The organism is Campylobacter concisus (genome assembly GCF_003048595.2).
GTDB classification, from domain to species: domain Bacteria; phylum Campylobacterota; class Campylobacteria; order Campylobacterales; family Campylobacteraceae; genus Campylobacter_A; species Campylobacter_A concisus_L.
On sequence record NZ_CP049270.1, the window covers coordinates 792,682 to 816,054 of the forward strand.

Here is a 23,373-nt window from a genome sequence, read left to right on the forward strand (position 1 = left end):
TACAATTTTTGTTTGCATTTTTATATATTTTGGTATCGCTACAGCTGCTCCAACTGCTGATTTTGTTGGCTTGCTTGGACAAAGCCTTGGTATTTTAAATATCAAATATTTTGGACTTATAGCGTATGTTTATCCATTTTTATTGATCATTTTGGGCTATTTTGTCTATAAAAATTTTAAGAAATTTGACTTTGATTTTGCTCAGTTTTTGGTAGGAATTTTTCTCTTTTTTATAGCTTTTTTAATGTTTCAAGCCTTGAGTGCTTCGAGCATAAATGGCGGTATAATTGGAAATTTTATAGTTAGTGCCTTAAAAGAGGTGATCGGCTCTATCGGCACTGCGGTTGCTATACTTATGATGTTTATTATTTCACTTGGGCTTGCTTTTAGGGAAAATTTTATCATTGTTTTAAGAAAGGCTTTTGTAGATAAAGAGATAAAAGTCCATGAAGAGAGAAATTTAAAAGAGATAAAACAAAAGCAACTTCCAAAAATCGAACGCAAAAGACAAAAGAATAATGATATAAAAGAAGAAGAGCTTATAGAAGCTCAGGTACTAAATGATGATGAGCAGAATTTAGATGAAGAGATAGAGCCTGAGTTAGAAAAAGAGAGTAAGGCCTCGACTATAAACGGAGTTGAAATTTTAAACGAAGTGGCTGAAAACAAGAAGTTGCTTGATCAAATAGAACGAGGAAATGTGGAAAAGCCAAAGAATTTTGTCTTGCCACCGCTTAAATTTTTAAACGATCCGCCAAAACGCTCGCATAGTGTCAATGAAACGGAAATCGATCAGCAAATTTCTAATTTGCTTGATAAACTCCGTAAGTTTAAAATAGATGGCGATGTGGTTAGAACTTATACTGGACCTATAGTCACGACATTTGAGTTTCGTCCAGCCCCACATATCAAGGTAAGTAAAATTTTAACACTTCAAGATGACCTAGCGATGGCACTAAAGGCTCAAACGATCCGTATCCAAGCGCCGATCCCTGGTAAAGATGTGGTAGGCATCGAGGTGCCAAATCAAAATTTAGAAACTATATATCTAAAAGAAATTTTAGAGAGTGAAGTCTTTAAAAATGCAAGTAGCCCGCTAACTATGGCACTTGGTAAAGATATTGTTGGTGCCCCTTTTGTGACAGACCTTAAAAAACTACCTCATTTGTTAATCGCTGGAACGACGGGATCAGGCAAGAGTGTTGGTATAAACGCGATGCTTTTAAGCTTACTTTATAGAAATAGCCCACAAACTTTACGTCTAATGATGATAGATCCAAAAATGCTTGAATTTAGCATATATAACGATATCCCACATCTTCTAACTCCAGTTATCACAGAGGCTAAAAAGGCGATCACAGCGCTTGCCAATATGGTCGCTGAGATGGAGCGAAGATATAAGATAATGAGCCAAACTCGTACGAAAAATATAGAGAGCTACAATGAAAAGATGAAAGAGGAGGGCGGCGAGCAGTTCCCATACATCGTTGTGATCATCGATGAGCTTGCTGATCTCATGATGACTAGCGGGAAGGATGTTGAGCTTTATATTGGACGCTTAGCGCAGATGGCAAGAGCTAGCGGCATACACTTGATAGTGGCAACTCAGCGCCCAAGTGTCGATGTCGTGACTGGCCTTATAAAAGCAAATTTGCCAAGTAGGATAAGTTACAGGGTAGGGCAGAGGATCGATAGCAAGGTCATCTTGGATCAAATGGGAGCTGAGAGCTTGCTTGGACGAGGAGATATGTTATTTACACCTCCAGGAAGCCCTGGAGTGATCAGACTGCATGCGCCATTTGCTAGCGAAAAAGAGATAGAAATGGTTGTAAATTTCTTAAAAGAGCAACAAGATGTAGTTTATGATGAGAAATTCTTAATAGAAGAAGGCACAAGCGGAAGTGTGGCTGCTGGTACTCTAGGAGAAGATGAACTTGATGAGCTTTATGAAGAGGCCAAAGAGATCATTTTAAGTGAGCAAAAAACGTCAATAAGCTACTTGCAAAGACGTCTAAAAATAGGCTATAACAAAGCTGCAAATATAATCGAGCAAATGGAGAAAATGGGTGTTTTAAGCCCAGTGAATGCAAAAGGACAAAGAGAAATTTTATAGCTAAAGTCATAAATTATTTTAATTTTAGAATTTTAATTTTTATTAAAATTCTAAAAAGCCTTGACAAAGCACATTAAAATCTATATAATTACAACTCTTAAAAACATTGGGGTATCGCCAAGCGGTAAGGCAACTGGTTTTGGTCCAGTCATTCAGAGGTTCGAATCCTCTTACCCCATCCACTTTTTGAATCCAAAATAATACTTATCGCGGAGTAGAGCAGTGGTAGCTCGTCGGGCTCATAACCCGAAGGTCGGCGGTTCAAATCCGTCCTCCGCAACCAAATGCCCATTTCATCGATATTTGAAACACTTTTTAAAATGCTTAAATTATTCTGAAATTGATTTTAGTAAATTTTCGATAGTTTCTTTTGATTTTTTGACGTTTGCAGTAATATATTTTTGTGTTGTAGTTATATTTGTATGACCTAAAGTAAATGATACTTGCTCGATAGGAATTTTTAAATAATTTATTGAATATGTGCCAATTAGATGCCTTATATCGTGAAGTCTGATTTTAGGTAAGTTATTCTTTTTAAGAAGTGAAGCCCAGCTTTTACGCAAATCTTTAAATTTATCGTTAGTCATAGGATTAATAAAGACGTAATCATTTAGCTTATTTTCTTTCTTAGCTATCAAAAATCTTTTATAAAGACGATTAAAAAGCTCATCACTCATTTTATAAATCATATTTCTTTTGGCCTTATTGATTTTAAAGGGGATAATGTAAGTCCTGGTCTTAAAATTTATATCACTAAATTTTAAGCTTAATACTTCGTTTTTTCGTCTGCCATGAAGTAGAAAAAAGAATATATCAGAGCTTGGATCTGTATTTTCACTAATAGCCTTAATAAAGCGTTTTTGAATAGTGATCGAGTAATCAAAATACCTTTTGTTATCAAACTTTGGCAGCTCAATAAAATCGCAAGGATTTTTATTTATTAACTCCAACTTTATACCCAGTTTGAAAATAACCTTTAGCTTTGCAACGATATTCTTAATAGTCTTTATCTTGTAGTTTTGCTTGATAAGATCATTGCAAAACTTTTGAATATCGATAAAACTTATATCTTTTATCTCTTTTAAGCCAAGAGAGTTTTTAAAATGCTTATTATAAGTAGCTATATCGCTTCTTAGAGTGGTTGGACTTAAAATAAGCTCATAAAAGCTAATGTAATTATTAAAAAGCTCATTTAGTGTCATTAAATATGCTCAAAACTATCATAATCAAATTTTTTAGCAAAGGAATCAAGAAGATCATCAAAACTAGAAAAATCACATAAACCATATTTAGAAAAAGAATAATAAGTTTTAAAAAAAGTAGTATCAAATTCTTCATAATTATATAAATCAAATTCTTCTACAGAAATGCCTAAATCTAATTGTGGAAAATAACAAAAAGGATAGTGAGAACAATCAACTAATAAATTTTTCATAATATACTCCTTAAAACTCATTACATATCAAAAATCTATCTACAAAGCTATCAATATCAGGGGCGTTAAGATCGTGCCTTTCATGATAGTGTGTAAAATTATCTAAATTTCTATCAAGCATTAAATTTTCAACATAGGCTAAATGCTGGGCATTTACATCACCGCCCAAGCTTTGATAATAATTGACTAACTCGTAATCTTTCATTCTACTCACTGGTTTAGACTTTTCATCGCTTTTAAAAAGCTCATCGCAAAGCTTTAAAATTTGCCTTTGTTTTAAAGAGTTGCCAAAGCTCTTTATTTCATCGCTTGCATCTTCATATCGTTTAATAGTGTTGCTATCTTTAATTATTCTAGTCTTTTGCCAAAGTTCGCCAAATTCATCAAATATTTTTAAAGGCTTCCTGGTATTAGGATCAACGACAACAGTAACCAAGCCTTTATTATAATTTTTAGTAAGAGATATTAGGTCAATACTGCCGTTTAGCTTTCTATAAATTTCAAGACTTACAAACGTTTTTGACATTGTAAAACGTCTAATTTTATGCTTTAAATACCAGTAGCTAATATCGGTTAAGTTATCTAAATCAGGGTTTTGGCGTAAATCATCAAGAGTTTTAAAAATATACTTCATAACATACGAAGTAGCATTTTTAATATCAGTTTCAACCCTGCTATGAGTATCTAAAAAACGATCTTTAATAGCAGAAACGCACTTATCCAAATTTTCTTTAGGGACAAAAACAAGCAAATTTAAATGACAAGTTCCGTCCAAATGCGGTTCTTTAGTAGTTATATAACATCTTTGATTTTGTGATAGACTTCTAAAATGCAATGAATTCATAATACTTCTAACTAAGGATTGAAGCTTACTAGCACCTGCGCTAACGCTATGATCTTCATCATCGATATACTTTTTATTATAAACAAGCTTTTTCTTGCCACTCTTAAGAGTTATAAGCTTTTGTTTATGATACTCACTAGGCAAGGTAAAAACTGCGAAAATAGGACAAAGCCCTTGACTTTGAGCATAATCATTAAGGCTGGCTACTCGGTTATTAAGTTCAGCAATGTATCTATTCGAGTTATGCCAGCTGGAAAAATAAAAATTTGAGTAAGGGACATACTCGCCATTTATCATAAAGAAATTGCTATCAAGAAATTTCTTTTGATTTTCTAGTTTAGTTTTTAAAAAGATTTTATCAGTTTCACTAATTCCATACATCTTATTCCTTTAGGTTACACACTTATATTATATATAGCCAAGAGCGCACGCTCATTCCCCACTACGTGGGGCCCCTTTTGCGTTGCGCGCTGCGCTCGTCAAGTAGCGTTCTAAGGCAAGGTGTTTATCTTTTGGATCATAATAAAACTCAGAAAAAATATCTTTTTCAGACGGAAGCATTGTAATAAATATACTAAAACTATAATCAGTTGTCTTTTCGCTCTTATATGTAGTTATATCGCCAAGAATAGGGATATTTTCAACAAAAGGAATAGTTTTCGTTGATTTTATTGTTTCTTTGCTATTAATACCACCAATAAGAAAAGAATTTGAATCAGTAAGATATACATTTGTTTTTAAATGCCTACTAGAAATTCTAGGAGTCAATGTATCATCAAGCAAACTTTCTATATATAAATCCAAAGTAAAGCTAACGCTATCATTAGTAATTAAGACATTTGTAATATAAAGCTTTAAGCCAACATCTTGGTAATCAACTTGGTTTGTAGTCATTCTTTGGTTGTTCTGAATTTCGATTGATGATTTTTGAATAGGAGTCTTTATAACGCTCTCAATTACACTATCTTTATTATCAATAAGGGTAACTCTAGGATTATAAAGTAGATCAGATACACCCTTTTCTTTAAGTAAATTTATAAGACTGGTGACAGAATCTTTATTGACTTTGGTGCTATCGACCGTAAGAACGTTGGTAATAATTTTAAAATAAAAATGATCTAGTGGATTTAAAAGTGATTCTATACGTGGGCCAATTTCTTTAAGTTTTGTGTTATCTGTGCTAATAATTGTAAAGCTAAGTTGCCTTAATTGATAGCTAGTGTCAAGCCCATTAATAAGATTATTAATAATCTCATACTGGCTTTCAGTAGTAATAAGCAGTATCCTATCACTATAAACAGTGTATTTTATGTTTTCACTAAATAAAGAAAGAGCAGATACAACATCTTCTTTGGAAACGTGCTTAAATTTGATTATATAATCATTCAATACTGGCTTATCTTCAGTAGTTGGATTATATATCAACAAGACACTATCTTGTATCAAATAATCAAGACCATTAACATTTAAAATATCTTTTAGCAACTTAGAAAAAGTATCAGTATTGCTTAGATCAAGCGTAGGTAAAAATACATCAAAGTTGGTATCAACATTACCACTAATAACAATATTTTTGCCAGTTATAGAACTAATCTCGCCTAAGAAATCGTTAAAGGTAATGTTACGATATTCTAAGGCAGATAAACTACTTGAGAGTAGGAAGCATAGGACTAGAATCAGTCTTTGGAGATTTTTCATTTGCAAACCCTTGTGATGAATTTTCTAAGCTTTTTAAAACCCTTTCAAAATCTGCATGGCAAGAAACAAAATAATCAATGTAGTTGCCTGACTTCTTATCTTGTAAGAATATATGGCAGTTTGAGAAAGAAAGAAGTTCTAAGAAGCTATCTAAAGATAAATCAATGGCGTAATTTCTAAATTTACAACCATTCGGAAAGCAAGTTATCTTTAGATAGATTCTATTGTTATTAAAAATAGTGGTGTTTATGTCTGAATTATCCAAGCTATTTGAAATTGTTTTAGGCTTTTTAGAATCAGAAGTATTTAAATCAACAAACCTGGTATCTTGAATAGATGACTGATCTGGCTCATGCTTAGGCTCTAAAAATTTATAAAGTAAATAAGAAAAAACTATAAAAGCTAATAAAAATAGGATTTTTTTAGTCGCATAGCTTTTATAAATTTCTTTTGAGCCACTACTATATAAATCTGATACTTTTTGATTAAATTTTAGATTTTCAGAGCGAATAAGATTATAATTAAAATTAGATGAAGTGCTATAAACTTTATATTTAAAAAGACTACTAAAGAGCCTTTTGCCACTAGGCTGGGCCATATACATTAATTCAGTATGAACTAAATATTCTCTATTTGTCTGACGTTTAGACTGAAATAAAAAAATAATATCAATGCCAAAATGTCCGTGATAACTTAAAAACCTACCAAGACTATCGTTAAATGTTTTTGTAAAGGTGTTGTAAGCTTCATCAAGAACTATCAAGCAATGATGATAATTTTCATAGATGCCATTTTTTAAAGCATACTCATCATAATTGTCTATATTATCTAAAAAGCCATTTTCATATTGAGAGTTAAGCGTATATTCTTGACTAACCGCAGTAAGAAAATCATTTTTATCATATTGCTTTACAAAGCCATCAAAATGATCAAATTTTAAGCCGTTAATATTAGTATAAATAAATCTATACTTTGATTCATCTTTTAAATGTAATTCATATTCATCATTTATTATATGAACGGCTTTGTAAGTTTTACCAGAACGTGGCGGACCTATAATCAAACTTAACATTTTATCTACTCATCAATGTTAATAGATCAGTTATGATCTTAGTAATGTTGGCTCTAACATACAAGATAACCCTATAAAGCTGCAAAGCAAAGAAAAGACTAAGAATAGAAATAAATAAAGTCATAGCAGTTGAAAAAGCAGAAGCTAAACCACTTTGATGTAAAAACTCCATAGCAGAGTTTAAAACAGTCTGAGTAGGTAAACCGCTAAAAGAACCGCTAACACTAGAGCCATAATCAAACATCTTAGGGATATATTCTCTTAGCAAATTCCAAATTTTCATAATAAATAAAATGGCATAGCCAGCAAATGCAATAAGAAAAGCTACAAAAGAAGCATAAATAGGCACAACAAAAGCTAAAATGGTATTTCTTATACCAATTTTCTTGACTAGAAATTCAATAAAATTAACTATAAAACCGCCAACGGCACCGATTAACCATTTCATGAATCACCACCCACCCTAAAGAGATATTTCAAAGAAAACATAATAATCTCAAAGCTAAACCAAATCGTAAAAAATAGAGTAAGAATAGACCTATAAGGAGTAACAATACGACAAGGATCAATCACAAATAAATTATTTTTCTGACTACCAGGAGTTGGACCGCTAATAGTAAAAGGACAAGTACCTTTAGGAATTTCTGGAGTATCTATGCCATTCTTAAAGACTTCTAGCGACTCATTGAAATTATTCATTAAATTGTCAATATCGCTTTTAAAATTATTCAAAAAATTAAAAGCGTCATTAACAGACACATCAAATTTAGCAAGCTCGCTTTGTAAAGCTGAAAAAGAAGTAGCAGTATTAATATTAGGATCATAATTCCATTGCTCTTGCTGTTGATTCTTTATAGAGGTTAAAGTATCGTTTATAGTATCAAGCTTAGCACCATTTCTATTTATAGCTTGCTCTAAAGAGCTCAAATCAATAGACTGGGAGGGCTGGGAAGGTGTGGTAGTAGATGAACCACTACCGCCATTACCTGAACCAGACGAGTTTCCACCTGAACTTGACGTACCGTCTTTAGGGATAGAATTAGTAACTTTATTATCAGAAGTAATAGTATTGACATAACCAGTTGAAAATTTACTACTGCCTTTTGGAGTTTTATAAGTATAAGAATAAGTTACATCTTGAACCCTTGAACCAGTTTGTGTGGTAGTTTCTACAACATCAACATCTATAATACTTTGATCAGGTGTAACAATATTACCTTTGTAGGTTGCTTTATTGCCAGTATTGCTAGTTTGCTTAATTGTCATCGGCAAATTAGGAGTAGGTTTATCGGAAGTTTTAAACATAGTATTTAGATCATAATCGAGATTTATATTTTTAACTTCGTTTGGAACAGTTATTTCTTTTGTAGGGATAGGCTTAGACATATCCTTTAGCTTTGCAGTAACAACAGTATTGTTTTCAATTTTAGAAACAGAGGCATCTTTTGGCAAATCAAATTTTCTTAAATTTGGAGAAACATCGGCTAGTTTTTGTGGAGTTTTTATAATATTTGATGAAGTTGAAATAGTAGAATCAATCTTGCCAGTTTCTCTAAAGGTATTATTTAAAGCAATAGCGGAATCATCAACTGGCTTAAAATCAAAAACTGGCTCAGGGCCAGCCTTAGTAGCTTTAATATCAACTAATTGAGGTCTATACTCTAATAAATTTATCTTAGGCGCTTTTGAGCCACTAGCAAACAAACCTTTAAAAAAATTAGATAAAGAAGTAAGACCATTTTTTATAGAATTAATAGGCAACGGAATCATAAAACCGCCCATAAGAAAAAGATCACTTTCGAGCTGTTGCTCGGCTTCAAGTTTATAAAGGGTAGAAGTTGTATAACAACCTTCAGGGAAGCTCATACAAGCAGTTAATTCAAGACCATAAAGATCAGCACAATCATGATAAACCATGCCAAATGATTTACACTTATCCCTATCAATGTTAGGATCAGGAAGACACTCTTCAACAATTTTATCTCTTAAAAGAAGCTCCACCTTTCTTTCATTGTAGATCATAGGAGAAGGACACCAATCAGGACGTTTAAGTTTAGGCTCACATTTACCAGTTTCTTTATTGAAAATTTGATCAGCTGGACAAGTATCAACGCAAGTATTTTTTTCAACGTCCCATTTTTGACCAACTGGACAAGAATCAACGCACTGCATAGTTTCGGTGTTAAATTCTTGATTTAGCTTACATCTTGCAACGCTCTTGGTATTAAATTCAAGATAAGTATAATAAGTAAAAATAGGGTCTTTTGGATTATCAGAAGCAACATAATATTCATAATCGCCAGCACCACCACGTTGACCAAAACGGCCAGTTTTAGCAGGACCGCCTATATAATAAAGAGAATAACCAGAATCTCGATAAAATCCTGGAGATTTTGAGCCAGCAAAATAATAGGCATCTCGTCTAATAGTAACAGAAATAATTTCATATAAATCCCAAACTGGCATTCTAAAGCCAATGAGATTATCCCCTTTTAAAAATTTAGCATCAGCTGGAACAAATGTGCTAGGTAAGTTATAGTCACGCATAACATCATAAAGGCCGTTATCGCCGTTTTTAGAAAAAGCAAGAGAGTATAAAAGAGATAAGAAAATGAAAGATCTAACTAGAAATTTCATATAAAATCCTTAAATAAATTTTTATTCATAAATATTTATCTCCTATAAATTACTGACGCCCTTCGGTTGTCGCTTCATTTTTTCAGGAAAAAATGAAGTTTAAAATTTAATATCCAGCGTCTTTAAAAATTAAAACCTACTTGACAAAAGAAAGAGCTATAACGTAAATAAAAATAGGAACGAAAAAGAGAGAAAAAACGTTTAAAAAATAGTTAAATACATCGTTGTTAAATACTTCAATCATCGTGTAGCTCCGACTATGATTAAGCCAATAAGGAAAGAAAATGCTATAAGTATCGCAGAAAGACCCATTAAAAAATTAAATTGATGTTCATATATACCTAAATTTGGAATTAAATCATTTTTTTGTATGTAGCAAATATTAGTTTCAGTGTTAAATATATAGTTTGTTTGAAAATTAGAAAGAGAATAATAAGAAGTAAAAACACTATCATCAAAATTTACAAAAAATACTTTTTTATCTTTTATGTAGAAATCTTTAACGCAGATATTTAAATTAGGGATATATATAGCATTTTCTTTCATTATTATGCACCTTTAAAGGGGCAAGAAGCCCCTAAAACTACTTGATGAAAGACTTAACTCTGCCAGCAATCATAAAGATGAAAGCAACAGCGATAACACCAGCAAATACGTAGTCAAATAAAGCATAGTCAGCTTTTAACGGCGTAGTTGGAATAACTGGAGCATCTCCAGCGAAAAGAGCAGGAGCTGAAAGCAATGCAGAGCTAACAGCAGCAACTTTAACCTTAGTAGATTCTAGAAAATTTTTAGTTTTTTCCATATCTAACTCCTTTTTATAAAATTATGAGTTTTAAACTCTAGAAAATCTATAAAAATAAACTTTCTAGAGATTAATGCGGGAGAGTGGTTTGCTACTCACATTAAGGCATAGCCCCCGCTTTTTATTATTTAGATGGCTTTGTTTCCTTTAAAAAAGGGTTTTCATTGAAAACTTGGAAACTCAAACTCTCATCAGGGAACATATAAGCGCCATTACGAGTATTTAAGAAACGATATGGAACGGCAATATATTTGCCTTTGACAGAATCAAATTTTGGCTTAAGAGAAAAGTCATAATTGATAGTTTCGGTTGATTTGACAAGATAACCATGCTGGTCACGACTTTCAAAGGTAATAGTTACATCAATAGATGATGAAACTTCGCCGGTCTTTTTGTCGATACGAGAAATCGGACGAACTTCGTCACAAAAGCCTAAAAGGTAAGTGTACATGTGTAGCTCCTTAAGAAATATTTGTTTGTAGCTTAGTATTTTAGGGGCAGAGCTACACCACCCCCAACAGTTTTACAACGTATTAAGGTTGTAACAACTAAGCCCCAAAACATCTTCACTCTGTTGCGGGCAGTCAGTTAAGTTATAAATTTATAAGATATTGCTAAAATCCTTTTGCCTAATTAGAATTAATGCAATTTCTTAAAAGGAATTATTGCATAATAATTATAAAACAAATCTTAAATATTGGAATAATTTCGAGAAATGAATAAAAAAAACGTAGCCGAATTTATCGGCAAAGATGTAAAAACTATCTACAACTGGGAAAAAACTAACCCCAACCTATACAAAATACTAGAATTTTATTTCCAGGAAGAAAAAGAAATAAATCCAAGGCATAAAGAGCTAGTAGAACTATTTGATAAGTTAAGTGAAATGGAACAACAATTTTATTTATCAGATATAAGAGCAAGAATATTAAAAAAAGAGATAGGATAATAAAGTGAGAATACTAAAAACTTTATTATTGCTTTGCATTTTTTTAATAGCAGACCCCATAGAAATACACATAGAAAAAAAGAACAACCAAGAAAAATATATAAAAGATTTAAATTTAGTAGGAGAGTGGAGCATTGAAACGGAAAAATACTTTACAGATTTTATAATGACTGCAGGGAATAAATGGAACGTAAGTTTTGAAAAAAATCAAGAAATTTTACTTGATAATCGACCAAGACAAATGTTTTGGGATTATGATAACGAAAAAGGCAAAATTAATATTTATAATAAAAAGTTGATTACTTTTTATAATGGAGATGAGATAATTTTAAAAGAATATATAGGGAATAAATGTTTTAAAGCTGATCTAAACAAAGATGTAAGAGTAAAGATATGTAAAATAAAGGGGAAAATAGTAAATAACACAAAAGAATTAATAAAAATAGAAATGAAGTAAAGTATATAGTATTCAAATACCTAACTATTTGCCACAACCCAATTTTTTAAGGCAAATTTTTCAATAACTTTTGATTTTACTATATAGAATAAGGCTCTTTTAAATTCTTCGATATCGCCATCAGACAAAACCTGATTTAAATACTCTTTTCTTAATTCATCGGTTGCTAAATAGTCTTCTAGATTAAATTTTGTAAATTCTTCTTTCAAGATCAAACCTTAGATATTTTTACACCAGCCCAAGTTACTAAAACAGCAAAAACAACTATTAAGAATAAACCAAATATTGACATTATAATAATCCTTTCATTTCTTTTAATACGTCTAAACACGCTTTCAAAAGATAACAAAATAAAATACTTACTAAAAAGATTGCAATGGTAGAGCAAAAATTTAAAATAAACCCATTTTTATCAAAATTAAGAAAGATAAAACCTATTAAACCAGCATCTAAAAGTAAAAGCGTGGTAAGAAAAGGCTTTAAGAAATCGAGTTTAATTTTTAAAAACTCCCATAAATTCTTATTTTCCATAACTATCCTTTGCAAACATTATAACATAAAATAAGAGCATAACGCTCATAACCCGAAGGTCGGCGGTTCAAATCCGTCCTCCGCAACCAAATGCTCATTACTTTTACCATCTTTTTACTAAGCACCAACCACCCCCCCCACACCATCACGTATATCATCAACATTGAGATTGGACATAATGCAAGCTACTTTTAATATCTGTATGACCCATAAAAGCCATCAGTTTATGAGCATTAAATCCCTTCAAGCTCACTAACCTAGAAGCCACTGTATGGCGTAATATATATAGTCCGTGAGTGTTGTTTTCTCCCTTATATCCTAGATGGTTTCTTACAGCCCACCACATACGATTTGCTGTATCGTGGTTTAGATGAGTTATATAGGGCACTTGTTTAAGGGTAGGTCTTTGCAGTTAGCATAAGCACCTTGAGATACCCAGTAGTAAGCCATACGAAGCACTTGGTCGTCTTTTGTTTCAGTAAAGAGTTTACGAACCTCTATTTTACTTACGTTCTTAGCTATCTCTAAGCATTGTTTTATGGCTTTGAAGATTAGAATAGTTTTGTTTTAATATGCAAAAAGAAAGATTAGTAAATAGGTTTCATAACTTTTAAATATAAAAAGATAAATTCCTACCTAGTATTGTTTTATGGATTATTAGTATAAATTTAAAATGTAGGAGGGGCGAATGCCCCTAATTATTATTTTAAAGTTTGGATGTATTCAGCTACTGCTTTTGCATCTTCGTCGCTCATTGGAGTAGCGATTGGTTTCATCATAGCGCCAAGACCAAATTTATTTGCTCCTGTTTTATAACCCTTTAGTGCCTCTTCGATAGCTGCTGCATCAAGAGATGTTAAAGCTGGAACTTTATTATTGAACATTTTTTCAGCTTTTGCACCATGACAGGCGATGCATTTTTTGTAGATAGCAGCACCATCTGCAGCAAAGGCAGCAGTTGAAAGTAGAGCCGCAACGCTAGAAACAATTAGTAATTTTTTCATTTTTCATCCTTTGTAAAAAAGTTTATGCATTATAGTACAAAAAGGTAAATTCGCAAGAAGCTAGTTAAAATATTTTGGCTATAATCACCAAATGAATAAAAATGAGCCTATTAAAGCACTTTTTCTGGATCGAGACGGCGTAATAAACGAAGATGCTGGATATGTTTACGAGATAAAAGATTTTAAATTTATTGATGGCATTTTTGACGCATTGAGAGAATTTAGCGATGCTGGCTATAAGCTCTTTGTCGTGACAAATCAATCAGGTATAGGTAGAGGCTACTACACGCAGGAGCAGTTTGACGCTTTAAGCAAATTTATGTTAGAAAGCTTGAAAAAAGAGCAAATTTTTATCACTAAAGTCTACTTTTGCCCACATGCCCCAGAGTCAGATTGTGCTTGCAGAAAACCAAATCCAAAAATGATACTTGATGCTTGCGATGAGTTTAATATAGACCTTGAAAACTCGCTCATGATAGGCGATAAGCCAAGTGACGTCGAGGCTGGCAAAAGGGCAGGCGTTGGTAGAAATTTCTTGCTTGATGGGATAAATTTTAAAGATGTAAGAGATGTTTTAAATAAGCTAAAAAAGGAAAAATCACTATGAATTTAAATGGAAAAAAGATAGTTATAACTGGCGGTGCTGGCTTTATCGGCTCAGCCTTAGCGCACTATTTTGACGAAAATTTTAAAGATGCTCACGTGCTTGTCGTGGATAAATTTAGAAACGACGAGACATTTAGCAATGGCAACCTAAAAAGCTTTGGCCATTTTAAAAATTTACTTGGCTTTAAGGGTGAAATTTACGCCGGCGACATCAACGATGAGAGCACACTTGAAAAGATAAGGAGCTTTCGTCCAGACGTTATCTACCACGAGGCAGCGATCTCAGACACGACTGTAAAAGAGCAAGATGAACTAATAAAAACAAATGTAAATGCCTTTGTAAATTTGCTTGATATCTGCGAGAGTTTGGGCGCAAAGATGATTTACGCTAGCTCAGGGGCGACTTATGGCAACGCAAAGAGCCCACAGACCGTTGGCGAGTGTGAAGCACCAAACAACGTCTATGGCTTTAGTAAACTAAGCATGGATAATATCAATAAAATTTACGCAAAGTGTGGCGTGAGCGTGGTTGGACTAAGATATTTTAACGTTTTTGGCAAGGGCGAGTTTTTCAAAAACAAAACCGCCTCGATGGTGCTTCAGTTTGGACTTCAAATTTTAGCCGGCAAGACCCCAAGGCTCTTTGAGGGTAGCGACCAGATCAAGCGTGACTTTGTCTATATAAAAGATATCATTGACGCAAACATAAAAGCACTTGACGCACCAAGTGGCGTCTATAACGCAGCTACTGGCAAGGCTAGAAGCTTTCAAGATATCGCAGACATCTTGCAGCGTGAGATCGGCGTAAATTTAGGCAACGAATATATAAAAAACCCATTTATCGGCTCATATCAGTTTCATACCGAGGCTGACGTGGCCCCAGCTAGAGAGGCATTTGGTTTTAGCGCGACTTGGAGCTTGGAAGAGGCGATAAAAGACTACTTGCCAGAAATAAAGAGAATTTACAAGGAAGAGATAAATGGCTAAGAGAGTTAAAATTTTAGTCGTCGGCGACCTCATGCTGGATCACTATATCTGGGGCAGCTGCGACCGTATCTCTCCTGAAGCGCCAGTGCAGGTAGTAAAGATAAATAACGAAACCTACACACTTGGAGGTGCTGGCAACGTGGTGAGAAATTTGCTTTCCCTTGGCGCAAATGTGAGCGTAGCTAGCGTTTTGGGAGATGATGAGGCTGGTAAAAAGATAAAAGAAAGACTTGCTGAGCTAAAAGTAAAAGATGAACTGATCCTTACTGAAAGAGGACGCGAAAGCTCGATAAAAAGCCGTATCATGGCATCGCACCAGCAAGTTGTTAGGATCGATAAAGAGAGCGTTGTCAAGATAAATTTAGAAGATGAGTTCGTCTCAAAAGTAAAAGAAAACCTTGCAAATTTTAAGGCTGTCTTGCTAAGCGACTACGGCAAAGGCGTGCTTAGCAAAAAGGTTTGTCAAGAGATCATAAACGAGTGCGTGAGGCTAAATATCCCAGTGCTCATAGACCCAAAAGGCAGCGACTACTCAAAATACAAAAACGCGACCCTTCTAACGCCAAATAAAAAAGAGGCGAGCGAGGCTACAAATTTAAAGATAAAAGACAAAGCCGAGCTTGAAAAGGCGATAAAGCAGCTAAAAGACGAGCTAAATTTGACCTATTCGATCATCACGATCTCAGAAGAGGGTATCGCGCTTTATGACGACAAGCTACACATCTTTGCTGCTAAGGCAAAAGAGGTCTTTGATGTCACTGGTGCTGGAGATACGGTGCTGGCTACACTTGGCTATATGCTAGCAAACGGAGCTGATATAAAAGAGGCGATAAAGATAGCAAACCTCGCAGCAGCCGTCGTAGTGGCTAAAATAGGCAGTGCAACGGCTAGCTTTAGCGAGATCGAGCAGCTGCTAAATAGCTCATTTGGGGCAAATTTCGAGCACAAGCTAAAGAGCCTTGATGAGCTTGAGGAGATTTTGAGCCAAAAGGGCAAGAAAAGGGTCGTTTTCACAAATGGCTGCTTTGATATCTTGCACGCTGGGCACGTAAAATACCTAGCGCGCGCAAGGGAGCTTGGCGATCTTTTGGTCGTTGGGTTAAACTCGGACGCTTCGGTTAAGAGGCTAAAAGGGGATGCTAGGCCTATAAACTCGCAAGATGATAGAGCCTGCGTGCTAAGCGGGCTTGGATTTGTTGATTATGTCGTCATTTTTGATGAGGATACGCCATTAAATTTGATAACAAAGATAAAGCCTGACGTGCTTGTAAAAGGGGCTGATTATAAAGGCAAAGAGGTCGTTGGCAGCGATATCGTAAAAGAGGTTAGGCTCATCGACTTTGTCGAGGGTAAAAGTACGACAGGGATAATAAAAAGGATAAAAGATGTTAAAAACGATGATAAAAAATGAGCTCGAGGCTCACCAAAAGACCTTTAACGAGCATGTAAATTTGCTAGATAGCCTAGAGCGTGCTTGCCAGATGGTAGCTGATACGCTAAAAAATGGAAAAAAGGTGCTAATATGTGGCAACGGCGGTTCTGCGGCGGACGCACAGCACTTTGCAGCCGAGCTAACTGGCAGATATAAAAGCGAACGTCAAGCACTACCAGGCATCGCGCTAACTACCGACACTTCGGCACTTACGGCCATTGGCAACGACTACGGCTTTGACTATGTTTTCTCACGTCAGCTTGAGGCTTTAGCTCAGCCAGGCGACTTGCTCGTGGCGATCTCAACTAGTGGCAACAGCAAAAATGTCCTTGAGGCTATAAAAAGTGCTAAGAAAATGGGTGCATTGGTGCTTGGACTTAGCGGCAAAGGCGGCGGTGCGATGAATGAAGGATGTGATCTAAATTTAGTCGTTAGCTCAAGCGACACTGCAAGGATACAAGAGTCGCACATATTTTTCATTCACACGATATGTCAGGCTGTAGACGAAGCTTTTAGGGGTTAATATGCAAGAAGTGATGGATAAATTTTTAAAAGAGCCTAACCAACAAAATGAGGTAAATTTGATAGCGGCTTTAAAAAAGGCTAGCTTTTTTGCTCCGGTGCTTTTAAACCAAGCGCTCGCAAAGCCTGATGGTGGTGTGGTTTATGAAGAAGAGGGCTCAAATATCAAATTTATCCTGCTTGAAGATGAGGGCGATAAGCTTAGCTATTTTCCGGCATTTACTAGCAAAGAAGCGATGAGGCTTTGGCGAAACGACAGTGAGCAAGAAAGCATAGAGATAGGGCTAAAAGAGTATCTTGCGATGCTAAAAGAGAGCAGTTACGCTGGCGTCGTGGTTGATGCATTTAGCTATGATTTTATTCTTAAAAAAGAGCAGATAGCAAGAATTTTAGACTAAAATTTTCATCACACTATTGCCAAAGTCGCTGATTTGCTATTTAGCAAGTTTTTATTAATTTTAAGCTAAAATCAGCCAAGCTAAATTTAAGGAAAAAAATGAAAGACAATCTACTTGAATTAACCCAAGATATCGCGTCTGTTGATATCGAAGAGTCTATAAAAACTAGCTATCTTGACTACTCCATGAGTGTCATTGTGGGACGTGCTTTGCCTGATGCTAGAGACGGACTAAAGCCAGTTCACAGAAGAATTTTATACGCTATGGACAATCTTGGCGTTGGTAGCAGAAGTGCCTATATGAAGTCAGCTCGTATCGTTGGTGAAGTTATTGGTAAGTACCACCCACACGGCGACACAGCGGTTTATGACGCACTTGTTCGTATGGCCCAGAAATTTTCTATGCGTTATCCAGTCGTTGATGGACAAGGAAACTTTGGCTCGATAGATGGCGACAGCGCAGCTGCGATGCGTTATACCGAAGCTAGAATGACAATGCTTACTGAAGAGCTTTTAAAAGATATCGATAAAGATACGGTTGATTTTGTGCCAAACTACGATGATAGAGAGGTCGAACCAGACGTACTTCCAAGCCGTGTACCAAATTTATTGCTAAACGGCTCAAGCGGTATCGCGGTTGGTATGGCGACAAATATCCCACCACACAGTCTTGATGAGCTTATAGATGGTCTTTTACTACTTCTTGAAAACAAAGAGGCGACACTTGAAGAGGTGATGGAATTTATCAAAGGTCCAGACTTTCCAACTGGCGGTATCATCTTTGGCAAAAAGGGTATCATAGAGGCCTACCGCACAGGTCGTGGCAGGGTCAAACTAAGAGCCAAAACTCACATAGAAAAAAAGCCAAACAAAGATGTCATCGTCATTGATGAGCTACCATATCAAACAAACAAAGCAAGGCTTATCGAGCAGATCGCTGAGCTTGTAAAAGATAAGCAGATAGATGGCATCAGCGAGGTTAGAGATGAGTCTGATAAAGACGGCATCCGCGTAGTCATCGAGCTAAAACGCGACGCTATGAGCGACATCGTGCTAAACAACCTCTTTAAATCAACCACGATGGAGAGCACTTTTGGCGTTATTATGCTTGCTATTAACAACAAAGAGCCAAAGGTGTTTAACCTTATCGAACTACTTAAGCTATTTTTAAATCACAGAAAAACGGTCATTATTAGAAGAACGATATTTGAGCTTGAAAAAGCGCGCGCAAGAGCCCACATTTTAGAGGGTTTAAAGATCGCACTTGATAATATCGATGAGGTGATCGAACTTATTAGAAATAGTGCCGATACAGCGGTTGCCAGAGAAGGCTTGATGAGTAAATTTAACCTCTCAGAACTTCAAGCAAACGCTATCCTTGATATGCGTCTAAGCAAGCTTACAGGCCTAGAGAGAGAAAAACTAGAGGCCGAGCTAGCCGAGCTTATGGCTGAGATCGCAAGACTTGATGAAATTTTAAAGAGTGAGACATTGCTTGAAAATTTGATCAAAGAAGAGCTTCTTGAGATCAAAAATAAATTTAAAGTACCAAGAGTGACTGAGATCGTTGATGACTACGATGATATTGACATTGAAGATCTCATACCAAATGAAAATATGGTCGTAACTATAACCCACCGAGGTTACATCAAGCGTGTGCCAAGCAAGCAGTACGAGAAGCAAAAACGTGGTGGCAAGGGCAAAGTAGCGGTCACGACATACGATGATGACTTTATAGAGAGTTTCTTTACTTCAAATACCCACGATACGCTTATGTTTGTGACTGATCGCGGACAGCTATACTGGCTAAAAGTCTATAAGATCCCAGAGGGAAGCCGCACGGCAAAGGGCAAAGCAGTTGTAAATTTGATCCAGTTGCAGCCTGATGAGAAGATCAAAGCGATCATCCCAACGACTGACTTTGACGAGAGCAAATCGCTAGCGTTCTTTACTAAAAATGGCATCGTAAAACGCACAAATTTAAGCGAGTTTAAAAATATCCGCTCAGTTGGTGTAAGAGCTATAAGCCTCGATGAGAACGACGAGCTAGTAACTGCGCTCATCGCTCAAACATACGATGATATGCCAGTGACTGACCCTGAAAATGAGCTAAGCGTAGAGACAGAGGTGCTTGAAGTTGAAGAGCTTCAAAATGAGATCGACGAAGATAGTGCAAATGCTGAAGAGGACGCAAACTCAAGCGATGAGATAATGCTATTTGTCGTTACTAAAAAGGGTATGTGCCTTAAATTTAAGATCAGCAAAGTTCGCCAAATGGGTAGAACTGCACGCGGCGTAACTGGCATCAAATTTAAAGAGCCAGGCGATGAGGTCGTAGGCGCAGCAGTCATCGAAAGCAATGATCAAGAAATTTTAAGCATATCTCAAAAAGGTATCGGCAAACGCACAACTGCTGATGAGTACCGCTTGACAAACCGCGGTGGTAAAGGCGTAATCTGCATGAAACTAACAAACAGAACGGGTGATCTAATCGGTGTTGTGATGGTTGACGAAGAGCAAGATCTAATGGCCCTAACATCAAGCGGCAAAATGATTAGAGTAGATATGCAAAGCATCCGCAAAGCAGGACGTAATACAAGTGGCGTGATCGTTGTAAATGTAGATGGCGATGATGTTGTAAGTATCGCAAGATGCCCTAAGGCCGAAGATGGTGATGATGAAGAAGCATCAAGCGAAGATATGGGGCTTTTGGAATAAATTTTGCTGTTAAATTTTAAATAAAAGCATAAAAAGGTTGTTTATGAAGATTAAAATTTTATTTTTTGCTGTAATGGCGACACTTTTTAGTGGTTGTACATTTAACGGCTTTATGGGCGAGCCGACAAGCACATCAAATCGCAATGTAGTCATCCAAAAGGTCGATAAAGACGATCTTAGAGAGGTGATGAAAAAAGAGAAGATGATATATGATAGCGCTCCAAGAGAGACTACTTTTAGGGCTACAGGTGAGGGTATAGCTCCGTTAAATTCGCTCTCTTATGCTCAGTCTGTAACTTTAGCAAAAAGAGCGGCGATGGCTGATGCTTATTCGCAGCTTGCTGGTAAGCTTTATGGCGTAAAGATCAACGCTGAAGACACCGTAAGAGACGCGATGCTAAACGACTCATCTATCACTTCAAAGGTTCAAGGCCTTGTCAAAAACGCAAGGATCGTGAATGAAAATTTCAAAGACGGGCTTTATAAGGTAAATATGGAGCTTAAGATAGACGAAGATAAGTGGCGAGAAGTCTTTTCTTACTAACGATACTTTTAAATTTTGCCTTTTGCTTGGAAGAGTTTATCTTCTGGGCGAAGGTTGATACGAAAAATCAAATAGTTGCCTTTGAAGAAATTTCATTTTCAAAGGCGATGACTTTAACACCAAACCCAAAACCAAAATTTCTTTGCCAGATAGACGCTTTTAAAGATGAAAACACCACAACTCTTGGCTTTTTAAATTTACACAAAGATGAAATTTTTGACTGCTTTGCCTTAAAAAAAGTGATGATAAAAAATGAGCTAAATGTCAAAAATGCACAGATCTCAAACGCTTCAAATTTGAAAATTTTGCCAGTTAGATTTATGGTGGAATTTAAGCCAAAATCCGCTATCATCGGCACACTTCAATAAAAAAGAGATCAAATGAATATCGTCATAGTAGAAGATGACATCAATATGCGAAAGTCGCTTGAGATCGCACTTGGCGAGTATGAAGAGCTAAATATAAAAAGCTATAAGAGTGCAGTTGAAGCCCTAAAAAAACTAAGCGATGACACTGATCTAATCATCACCGATATAAACATGCCAAAGATGGATGGACTTGAGTTTATTAAGGAGTTAAATGGCAAATTTGACGTCATCATAATGACAGGAAATGCGACACTTAATAAGGCGATTGAGAGCGTTAGGCTCGGCGTGAAGGACTTTTTAACAAAGCCATTTGACGTCTCAACTCTATATGAAGCGATAAAAAGGGTAGAGACGCTAAAACAAAAGACTCCAAAAAGCATAAAAAAAGTTGAAACTAAAAGCGAAAATAACGGCTTTTTAGCCACTTCAAAGGCGCTTGAAGCTACGCTAAATATCGCGCTAAAAGCCGCGAGGACTGACGCTTCAATAATGCTTAGTGGCGAAAGTGGCGTTGGCAAGGAGGTCTTTGCTAAATTTATCCACGCAAACTCACCTAGAAAAGATGCTGTATTTGTTGCTTTAAATATGGCAGCGATCCCTGAAAATTTGATAGAAAGTGAGCTTTTTGGCTTTGAAAAGGGCGCATTTACTGACGCTGCGACTACCAAAAAAGGGCAGTTTGAGCTAGCAAATGGTGGAACGCTATTTTTAGATGAGATCGGCGAGATGCCTATAAATTTACAACCAAAGCTGCTTCGTGCCTTGCAGGAGCGCGAGATAACAAGACTTGGCGCTACAAAGAGCGAAAAGATAGATGTTCGCATCATCTGCGCTACAAACGCAAATTTAGAGCTTGCGATGAAGGAGGGCAGGTTTAGGGAGGATCTTTTCTACCGCCTAAACACGATCCCGCTTTTCATCCCGCCACTTCGTGAGCGAAAAGATGAAATTTTACCTATCGCGCAGGATACTTTGGAAAAATGTTGCAAAGAGTATGGCTTTGAGGCTAAAAATTTCTCAAAAGCGGCAAAAGAGGAGCTTTTGAGCTACGACTATCCAGGCAACATAAGAGAGCTCATTTCAGTCGTGCAGCGTGCAGCGATACTAAGTGAGGGTGATGAAATTTTGCCAAATGATCTATTTTTACAAGCTAGAAGCAAAAAATAGCCATAAATTTAAGTAAAATTACGAAAATTAAAAAAAGATAAGGAGAGCAGATGAGAAAATTTAACGTAGCTGTCGTTGGTGCTACTGGAGCGGTCGGCGAAGAGCTTTTTAGAGTGATGGAAGAGGTTGAGTTTCCAGTTGGAGAGCTTTTGCCGCTTGCTAGTGCAAAAAGTGCTGGTAGTGAGATCGAATTTAATGGTAAATATTACAAAGTAAAAGAGCTAACCGAAAAGGTTTTTAGCGAGCATGAGATAGATATTGCTTTTTTTAGTGCGGGCGGTTCAGTCTCAGAGAAATTTGCCAAATTTGCAGCTGATAGTGGTGCAGTAGTCATCGATAACACCAGCCATTTTAGGATGGATAAAGATATCCCTCTTGTTGTGCCAGAGTGCAATCCAAGCGACATTGCTATGTGGAAAAACCGCGGCATCATCGCAAATCCAAACTGCTCGACTATCCAAATGGTGCAAATTTTAAAACCATTAAACGACGCTTTTAGTATCAACAGAGTCGATGTTTCTACCTATCAAGCAGCAAGCGGTGCTGGCAAAGAGGGCATGGAAGAGCTTGTCGTTCAGATGCAAAAATTCTTTGAGTTTAAGCTTGATGAGTGCGAGCCAAAGGTATTTGCACACCGCCTAGCACTAAATGTGATCCCTCACATCGATGTTTTTTTGGATAACGACTACACAAAAGAAGAGATGAAAATGGTCAATGAAACGCAAAAAATTCTTCACAAAGATATCGAAGTTAGCGCTACCTGTGTGCGTGTGCCAGTGCTTAGAAGTCACTCAGAGGCGATCACTATCCACTTTGACAAAGATGTGAGCGCAGATGCAGCAAGAGAAATTTTAAGCAAAGCTCCAAGCGTCGTTGTAGTCGATAATCCGGCAAATAAAGAGTATCCGATGCCTATCATTTCAAGCGATACAAATGAGACTTATGTCGGTAGGATCAGAGTTGATAATTACAGACCTAATGTGCTTCACCTTTGGTGCAGTGCCGATCAGATCCGCGTAGGGGCTGCGACAAATGCCGTCAGGATCGCACAAAAGTGGATCGCGATGCAAGAGTAAATAAAAAGGAT

Annotated in this window: 27 protein-coding genes and 2 tRNA genes; 15 read left to right on the forward strand and 14 right to left on the reverse strand. The window is 36.1% G+C overall.

Translation table 11 applies throughout. The annotated features are described in order from the left end of the window. The first annotated feature begins 22 nt into the window (after positions 1-22). The 3 genes from CVT15_RS03990 to CVT15_RS04000 all read left to right on the forward strand — a co-directional run bounded on the left by CVT15_RS03990 (position 23) and on the right by CVT15_RS04000 (position 2,396). Positions 23-2,113 (forward strand): FtsK/SpoIIIE family DNA translocase, encoded by a 2,091-nt coding sequence (locus tag CVT15_RS03990; protein ID WP_103577287.1) that lies wholly within the window; start codon positions 23-25, stop codon positions 2,111-2,113. A 107-nt stretch (positions 2,114-2,220) separates the two neighbouring features. Beyond that, positions 2,221-2,295, forward strand: a tRNA-Gln gene (locus CVT15_RS03995). A 26-nt stretch (positions 2,296-2,321) separates the two neighbouring features. Next, a tRNA-Met gene (locus CVT15_RS04000) sits at positions 2,322-2,396 on the forward strand. Between the two features lie 46 nt (positions 2,397-2,442). On the opposite strand, the gene CVT15_RS04005 is transcribed toward CVT15_RS04000, so the two are convergent. The 10 genes from CVT15_RS04005 to CVT15_RS04050 form a co-directional block, all read right to left on the reverse strand. Further along, a complete protein-coding gene (locus CVT15_RS04005; RefSeq protein ID WP_103644434.1) occupies positions 2,443-3,315 on the reverse strand; it encodes a tyrosine-type recombinase/integrase in 873 nt (290 codons plus the stop codon). After that, entirely contained in the window at positions 3,315-3,548 is a 234-nt protein-coding gene (locus CVT15_RS04010; RefSeq protein WP_103644433.1) for a hypothetical protein, read from the reverse strand. Before CVT15_RS04010 ends, CVT15_RS04005 begins: the two co-directional genes overlap by 1 nt. Positions 3,549-3,558: 10 nt before the next feature. Then, positions 3,559-4,773, reverse strand: coding sequence for a replication endonuclease (locus CVT15_RS04015; protein WP_107898084.1), 1,215 nt, complete (start codon positions 4,771-4,773; stop codon positions 3,559-3,561). Between the two features lie 51 nt (positions 4,774-4,824). Then, the gene (locus CVT15_RS04020; RefSeq protein WP_196373541.1) at positions 4,825-6,090 is read right to left on the reverse strand and encodes a type II secretion system protein GspD; all 1,266 of its coding nucleotides are present in this window, start codon (positions 6,088-6,090) and stop codon (positions 4,825-4,827) included. Beyond that, the gene (locus tag CVT15_RS04025) at positions 6,038-7,162 is read right to left on the reverse strand and encodes a zonular occludens toxin domain-containing protein (protein WP_107898083.1); all 1,125 of its coding nucleotides are present in this window, start codon (positions 7,160-7,162) and stop codon (positions 6,038-6,040) included. Before CVT15_RS04025 ends, CVT15_RS04020 begins: the two co-directional genes overlap by 53 nt. Before the next feature lies 1 nt (position 7,163). After that, complete coding sequence (locus tag CVT15_RS04030) at positions 7,164-7,610, reverse strand: hypothetical protein (protein ID WP_103576420.1); 447 nt, start codon at positions 7,608-7,610, stop codon at positions 7,164-7,166. Then, complete coding sequence (locus CVT15_RS04035) at positions 7,607-9,799, reverse strand: hypothetical protein (RefSeq protein ID WP_103576419.1); 2,193 nt, start codon at positions 9,797-9,799, stop codon at positions 7,607-7,609. The genes CVT15_RS04030 and CVT15_RS04035 overlap by 4 nt, the downstream gene beginning before the upstream one ends. A 240-nt stretch (positions 9,800-10,039) precedes the next feature. Continuing rightward, a complete protein-coding gene (locus tag CVT15_RS04040) occupies positions 10,040-10,345 on the reverse strand; it encodes a hypothetical protein (RefSeq protein WP_107898082.1) in 306 nt (101 codons plus the stop codon). 37 nt (positions 10,346-10,382) lie between these two features. Further along, the gene (locus CVT15_RS04045) at positions 10,383-10,604 is read right to left on the reverse strand and encodes a phosphonate transporter (RefSeq protein ID WP_087585149.1); all 222 of its coding nucleotides are present in this window, start codon (positions 10,602-10,604) and stop codon (positions 10,383-10,385) included. Positions 10,605-10,728: 124 nt separating this feature from the next. Further along, the gene (locus tag CVT15_RS04050; protein ID WP_103640294.1) at positions 10,729-11,055 is read right to left on the reverse strand and encodes a hypothetical protein; all 327 of its coding nucleotides are present in this window, start codon (positions 11,053-11,055) and stop codon (positions 10,729-10,731) included. A 264-nt stretch (positions 11,056-11,319) separates the two neighbouring features. Here CVT15_RS04050 and CVT15_RS04055 point away from each other — a divergent pair, with 264 nt between their 5' ends. Further along, positions 11,320-11,553, forward strand: coding sequence for a histidine kinase (locus tag CVT15_RS04055; RefSeq protein WP_107898081.1), 234 nt, complete (start codon positions 11,320-11,322; stop codon positions 11,551-11,553). 4 nt (positions 11,554-11,557) lie between these two features. Beyond that, entirely contained in the window at positions 11,558-12,010 is a 453-nt protein-coding gene (locus CVT15_RS04060) for a hypothetical protein (protein WP_107898080.1), read from the forward strand. A gap of 20 nt (positions 12,011-12,030) precedes the next feature. On the opposite strand, the gene CVT15_RS04065 is transcribed toward CVT15_RS04060, so the two are convergent. From CVT15_RS04065 to CVT15_RS04080, 4 genes are all read right to left on the reverse strand, one after another. Continuing rightward, on the reverse strand, positions 12,031-12,219 hold the full coding sequence (locus CVT15_RS04065) for a DNA-binding protein (RefSeq protein WP_230853973.1): 189 nt from the start codon (positions 12,217-12,219) through the stop codon (positions 12,031-12,033). An 82-nt stretch (positions 12,220-12,301) separates the two neighbouring features. After that, a complete protein-coding gene (locus CVT15_RS04070; RefSeq protein WP_072594132.1) occupies positions 12,302-12,541 on the reverse strand; it encodes a hypothetical protein in 240 nt (79 codons plus the stop codon). 157 nt (positions 12,542-12,698) lie between these two features. Further along, positions 12,699-12,929: a tyrosine-type recombinase/integrase gene (locus tag CVT15_RS10310; protein ID WP_087585796.1), complete on the reverse strand. Its 231-nt coding sequence runs from the start codon at positions 12,927-12,929 to the stop codon at positions 12,699-12,701. Positions 12,930-13,242: 313 nt separating this feature from the next. Next, a complete protein-coding gene (locus CVT15_RS04080) occupies positions 13,243-13,545 on the reverse strand; it encodes a c-type cytochrome (protein ID WP_072594134.1) in 303 nt (100 codons plus the stop codon). A 91-nt stretch (positions 13,546-13,636) separates the two neighbouring features. Between CVT15_RS04080 and gmhB the strand changes: the two genes are divergently transcribed. The 10 genes from gmhB (at position 13,637) to CVT15_RS04130 (ending at position 23,362) form a co-directional block, all read left to right on the forward strand. Beyond that, a complete protein-coding gene (gene gmhB, locus CVT15_RS04085; RefSeq protein ID WP_087585797.1) occupies positions 13,637-14,152 on the forward strand; it encodes a D-glycero-beta-D-manno-heptose 1,7-bisphosphate 7-phosphatase in 516 nt (171 codons plus the stop codon). Continuing rightward, positions 14,149-15,138 (forward strand): ADP-glyceromanno-heptose 6-epimerase, encoded by a 990-nt coding sequence (gene rfaD, locus CVT15_RS04090; protein WP_103577278.1) that lies wholly within the window; start codon positions 14,149-14,151, stop codon positions 15,136-15,138. Before gmhB ends, rfaD begins: the two co-directional genes overlap by 4 nt. Next, positions 15,131-16,549 carry a D-glycero-beta-D-manno-heptose-7-phosphate kinase gene (gene rfaE1, locus CVT15_RS04095; RefSeq protein ID WP_103577277.1) on the forward strand — a complete coding sequence of 473 codons (1,419 nt, stop codon included), beginning with the start codon at positions 15,131-15,133 and terminating at the stop codon, positions 16,547-16,549. Before rfaD ends, rfaE1 begins: the two co-directional genes overlap by 8 nt. After that, the gene (gene gmhA, locus CVT15_RS04100; protein WP_087585800.1) at positions 16,524-17,093 is read left to right on the forward strand and encodes a D-sedoheptulose 7-phosphate isomerase; all 570 of its coding nucleotides are present in this window, start codon (positions 16,524-16,526) and stop codon (positions 17,091-17,093) included. Before rfaE1 ends, gmhA begins: the two co-directional genes overlap by 26 nt. Position 17,094: 1 nt before the next feature. Beyond that, complete coding sequence (locus CVT15_RS04105; protein WP_103577276.1) at positions 17,095-17,490, forward strand: SseB family protein; 396 nt, start codon at positions 17,095-17,097, stop codon at positions 17,488-17,490. A 98-nt stretch (positions 17,491-17,588) separates the two neighbouring features. Further along, complete coding sequence (gene gyrA, locus CVT15_RS04110) at positions 17,589-20,207, forward strand: DNA gyrase subunit A (protein WP_103577275.1); 2,619 nt, start codon at positions 17,589-17,591, stop codon at positions 20,205-20,207. Between the two features lie 43 nt (positions 20,208-20,250). Continuing rightward, the gene (locus CVT15_RS04115) at positions 20,251-20,751 is read left to right on the forward strand and encodes an LPP20 family lipoprotein (RefSeq protein WP_103577274.1); all 501 of its coding nucleotides are present in this window, start codon (positions 20,251-20,253) and stop codon (positions 20,749-20,751) included. Beyond that, positions 20,727-21,119 (forward strand): hypothetical protein, encoded by a 393-nt coding sequence (locus tag CVT15_RS04120; protein WP_103577273.1) that lies wholly within the window; start codon positions 20,727-20,729, stop codon positions 21,117-21,119. The genes CVT15_RS04115 and CVT15_RS04120 overlap by 25 nt, the downstream gene beginning before the upstream one ends. Positions 21,120-21,131: 12 nt before the next feature. Further along, complete coding sequence (locus CVT15_RS04125; protein ID WP_103577272.1) at positions 21,132-22,286, forward strand: sigma-54-dependent transcriptional regulator; 1,155 nt, start codon at positions 21,132-21,134, stop codon at positions 22,284-22,286. 50 nt (positions 22,287-22,336) lie between these two features. Continuing rightward, on the forward strand, positions 22,337-23,362 hold the full coding sequence (locus tag CVT15_RS04130) for an aspartate-semialdehyde dehydrogenase (RefSeq protein ID WP_085657435.1): 1,026 nt from the start codon (positions 22,337-22,339) through the stop codon (positions 23,360-23,362). The last annotated feature ends 11 nt before the right edge of the window (positions 23,363-23,373 follow it).

Bases quoted from the DNA above. Each gene is read 5' to 3' on its own strand.
- CVT15_RS04005 (WP_103644434.1), bottom strand. From the start codon at position 3,315: ATGACACTAAATGAGCTTTTTAATAATTACATTAGCTTTTATGAGCTT.
- CVT15_RS04070 (WP_072594132.1), bottom strand. From the start codon at position 12,541: ATGGAAAATAAGAATTTATGGGAGTTTTTAAAAATTAAACTCGATTTC.
- rfaE1 (WP_103577277.1), top strand. From the start codon at position 15,131: ATGGCTAAGAGAGTTAAAATTTTAGTCGTCGGCGACCTCATGCTGGAT.
- gmhA (WP_087585800.1), top strand. From the start codon at position 16,524: ATGTTAAAAACGATGATAAAAAATGAGCTCGAGGCTCACCAAAAGACC.
- gmhB (WP_087585797.1), top strand. From the start codon at position 13,637: ATGAATAAAAATGAGCCTATTAAAGCACTTTTTCTGGATCGAGACGGC.
- CVT15_RS04105 (WP_103577276.1), top strand. From the start codon at position 17,095: ATGCAAGAAGTGATGGATAAATTTTTAAAAGAGCCTAACCAACAAAAT.
- CVT15_RS04015 (WP_107898084.1), bottom strand. From the start codon at position 4,773: ATGTATGGAATTAGTGAAACTGATAAAATCTTTTTAAAAACTAAACTA.
- rfaD (WP_103577278.1), top strand. From the start codon at position 14,149: ATGAATTTAAATGGAAAAAAGATAGTTATAACTGGCGGTGCTGGCTTT.
- CVT15_RS04050 (WP_103640294.1), bottom strand. From the start codon at position 11,055: ATGTACACTTACCTTTTAGGCTTTTGTGACGAAGTTCGTCCGATTTCT.
- CVT15_RS04055 (WP_107898081.1), top strand. From the start codon at position 11,320: ATGAATAAAAAAAACGTAGCCGAATTTATCGGCAAAGATGTAAAAACT.
- CVT15_RS04115 (WP_103577274.1), top strand. From the start codon at position 20,251: ATGAAGATTAAAATTTTATTTTTTGCTGTAATGGCGACACTTTTTAGT.
- CVT15_RS04020 (WP_196373541.1), bottom strand. From the start codon at position 6,090: ATGAAAAATCTCCAAAGACTGATTCTAGTCCTATGCTTCCTACTCTCA.
- CVT15_RS04045 (WP_087585149.1), bottom strand. From the start codon at position 10,604: ATGGAAAAAACTAAAAATTTTCTAGAATCTACTAAGGTTAAAGTTGCT.
- CVT15_RS04030 (WP_103576420.1), bottom strand. From the start codon at position 7,610: ATGAAATGGTTAATCGGTGCCGTTGGCGGTTTTATAGTTAATTTTATT.
- CVT15_RS04025 (WP_107898083.1), bottom strand. From the start codon at position 7,162: ATGTTAAGTTTGATTATAGGTCCGCCACGTTCTGGTAAAACTTACAAA.
- CVT15_RS04040 (WP_107898082.1), bottom strand. From the start codon at position 10,345: ATGAAAGAAAATGCTATATATATCCCTAATTTAAATATCTGCGTTAAA.
- CVT15_RS04080 (WP_072594134.1), bottom strand. From the start codon at position 13,545: ATGAAAAAATTACTAATTGTTTCTAGCGTTGCGGCTCTACTTTCAACT.
- CVT15_RS04130 (WP_085657435.1), top strand. From the start codon at position 22,337: ATGAGAAAATTTAACGTAGCTGTCGTTGGTGCTACTGGAGCGGTCGGC.
- CVT15_RS04010 (WP_103644433.1), bottom strand. From the start codon at position 3,548: ATGAAAAATTTATTAGTTGATTGTTCTCACTATCCTTTTTGTTATTTT.
- gyrA (WP_103577275.1), top strand. From the start codon at position 17,589: ATGAAAGACAATCTACTTGAATTAACCCAAGATATCGCGTCTGTTGAT.
- CVT15_RS04125 (WP_103577272.1), top strand. From the start codon at position 21,132: ATGAATATCGTCATAGTAGAAGATGACATCAATATGCGAAAGTCGCTT.
- CVT15_RS04035 (WP_103576419.1), bottom strand. From the start codon at position 9,799: ATGAAATTTCTAGTTAGATCTTTCATTTTCTTATCTCTTTTATACTCT.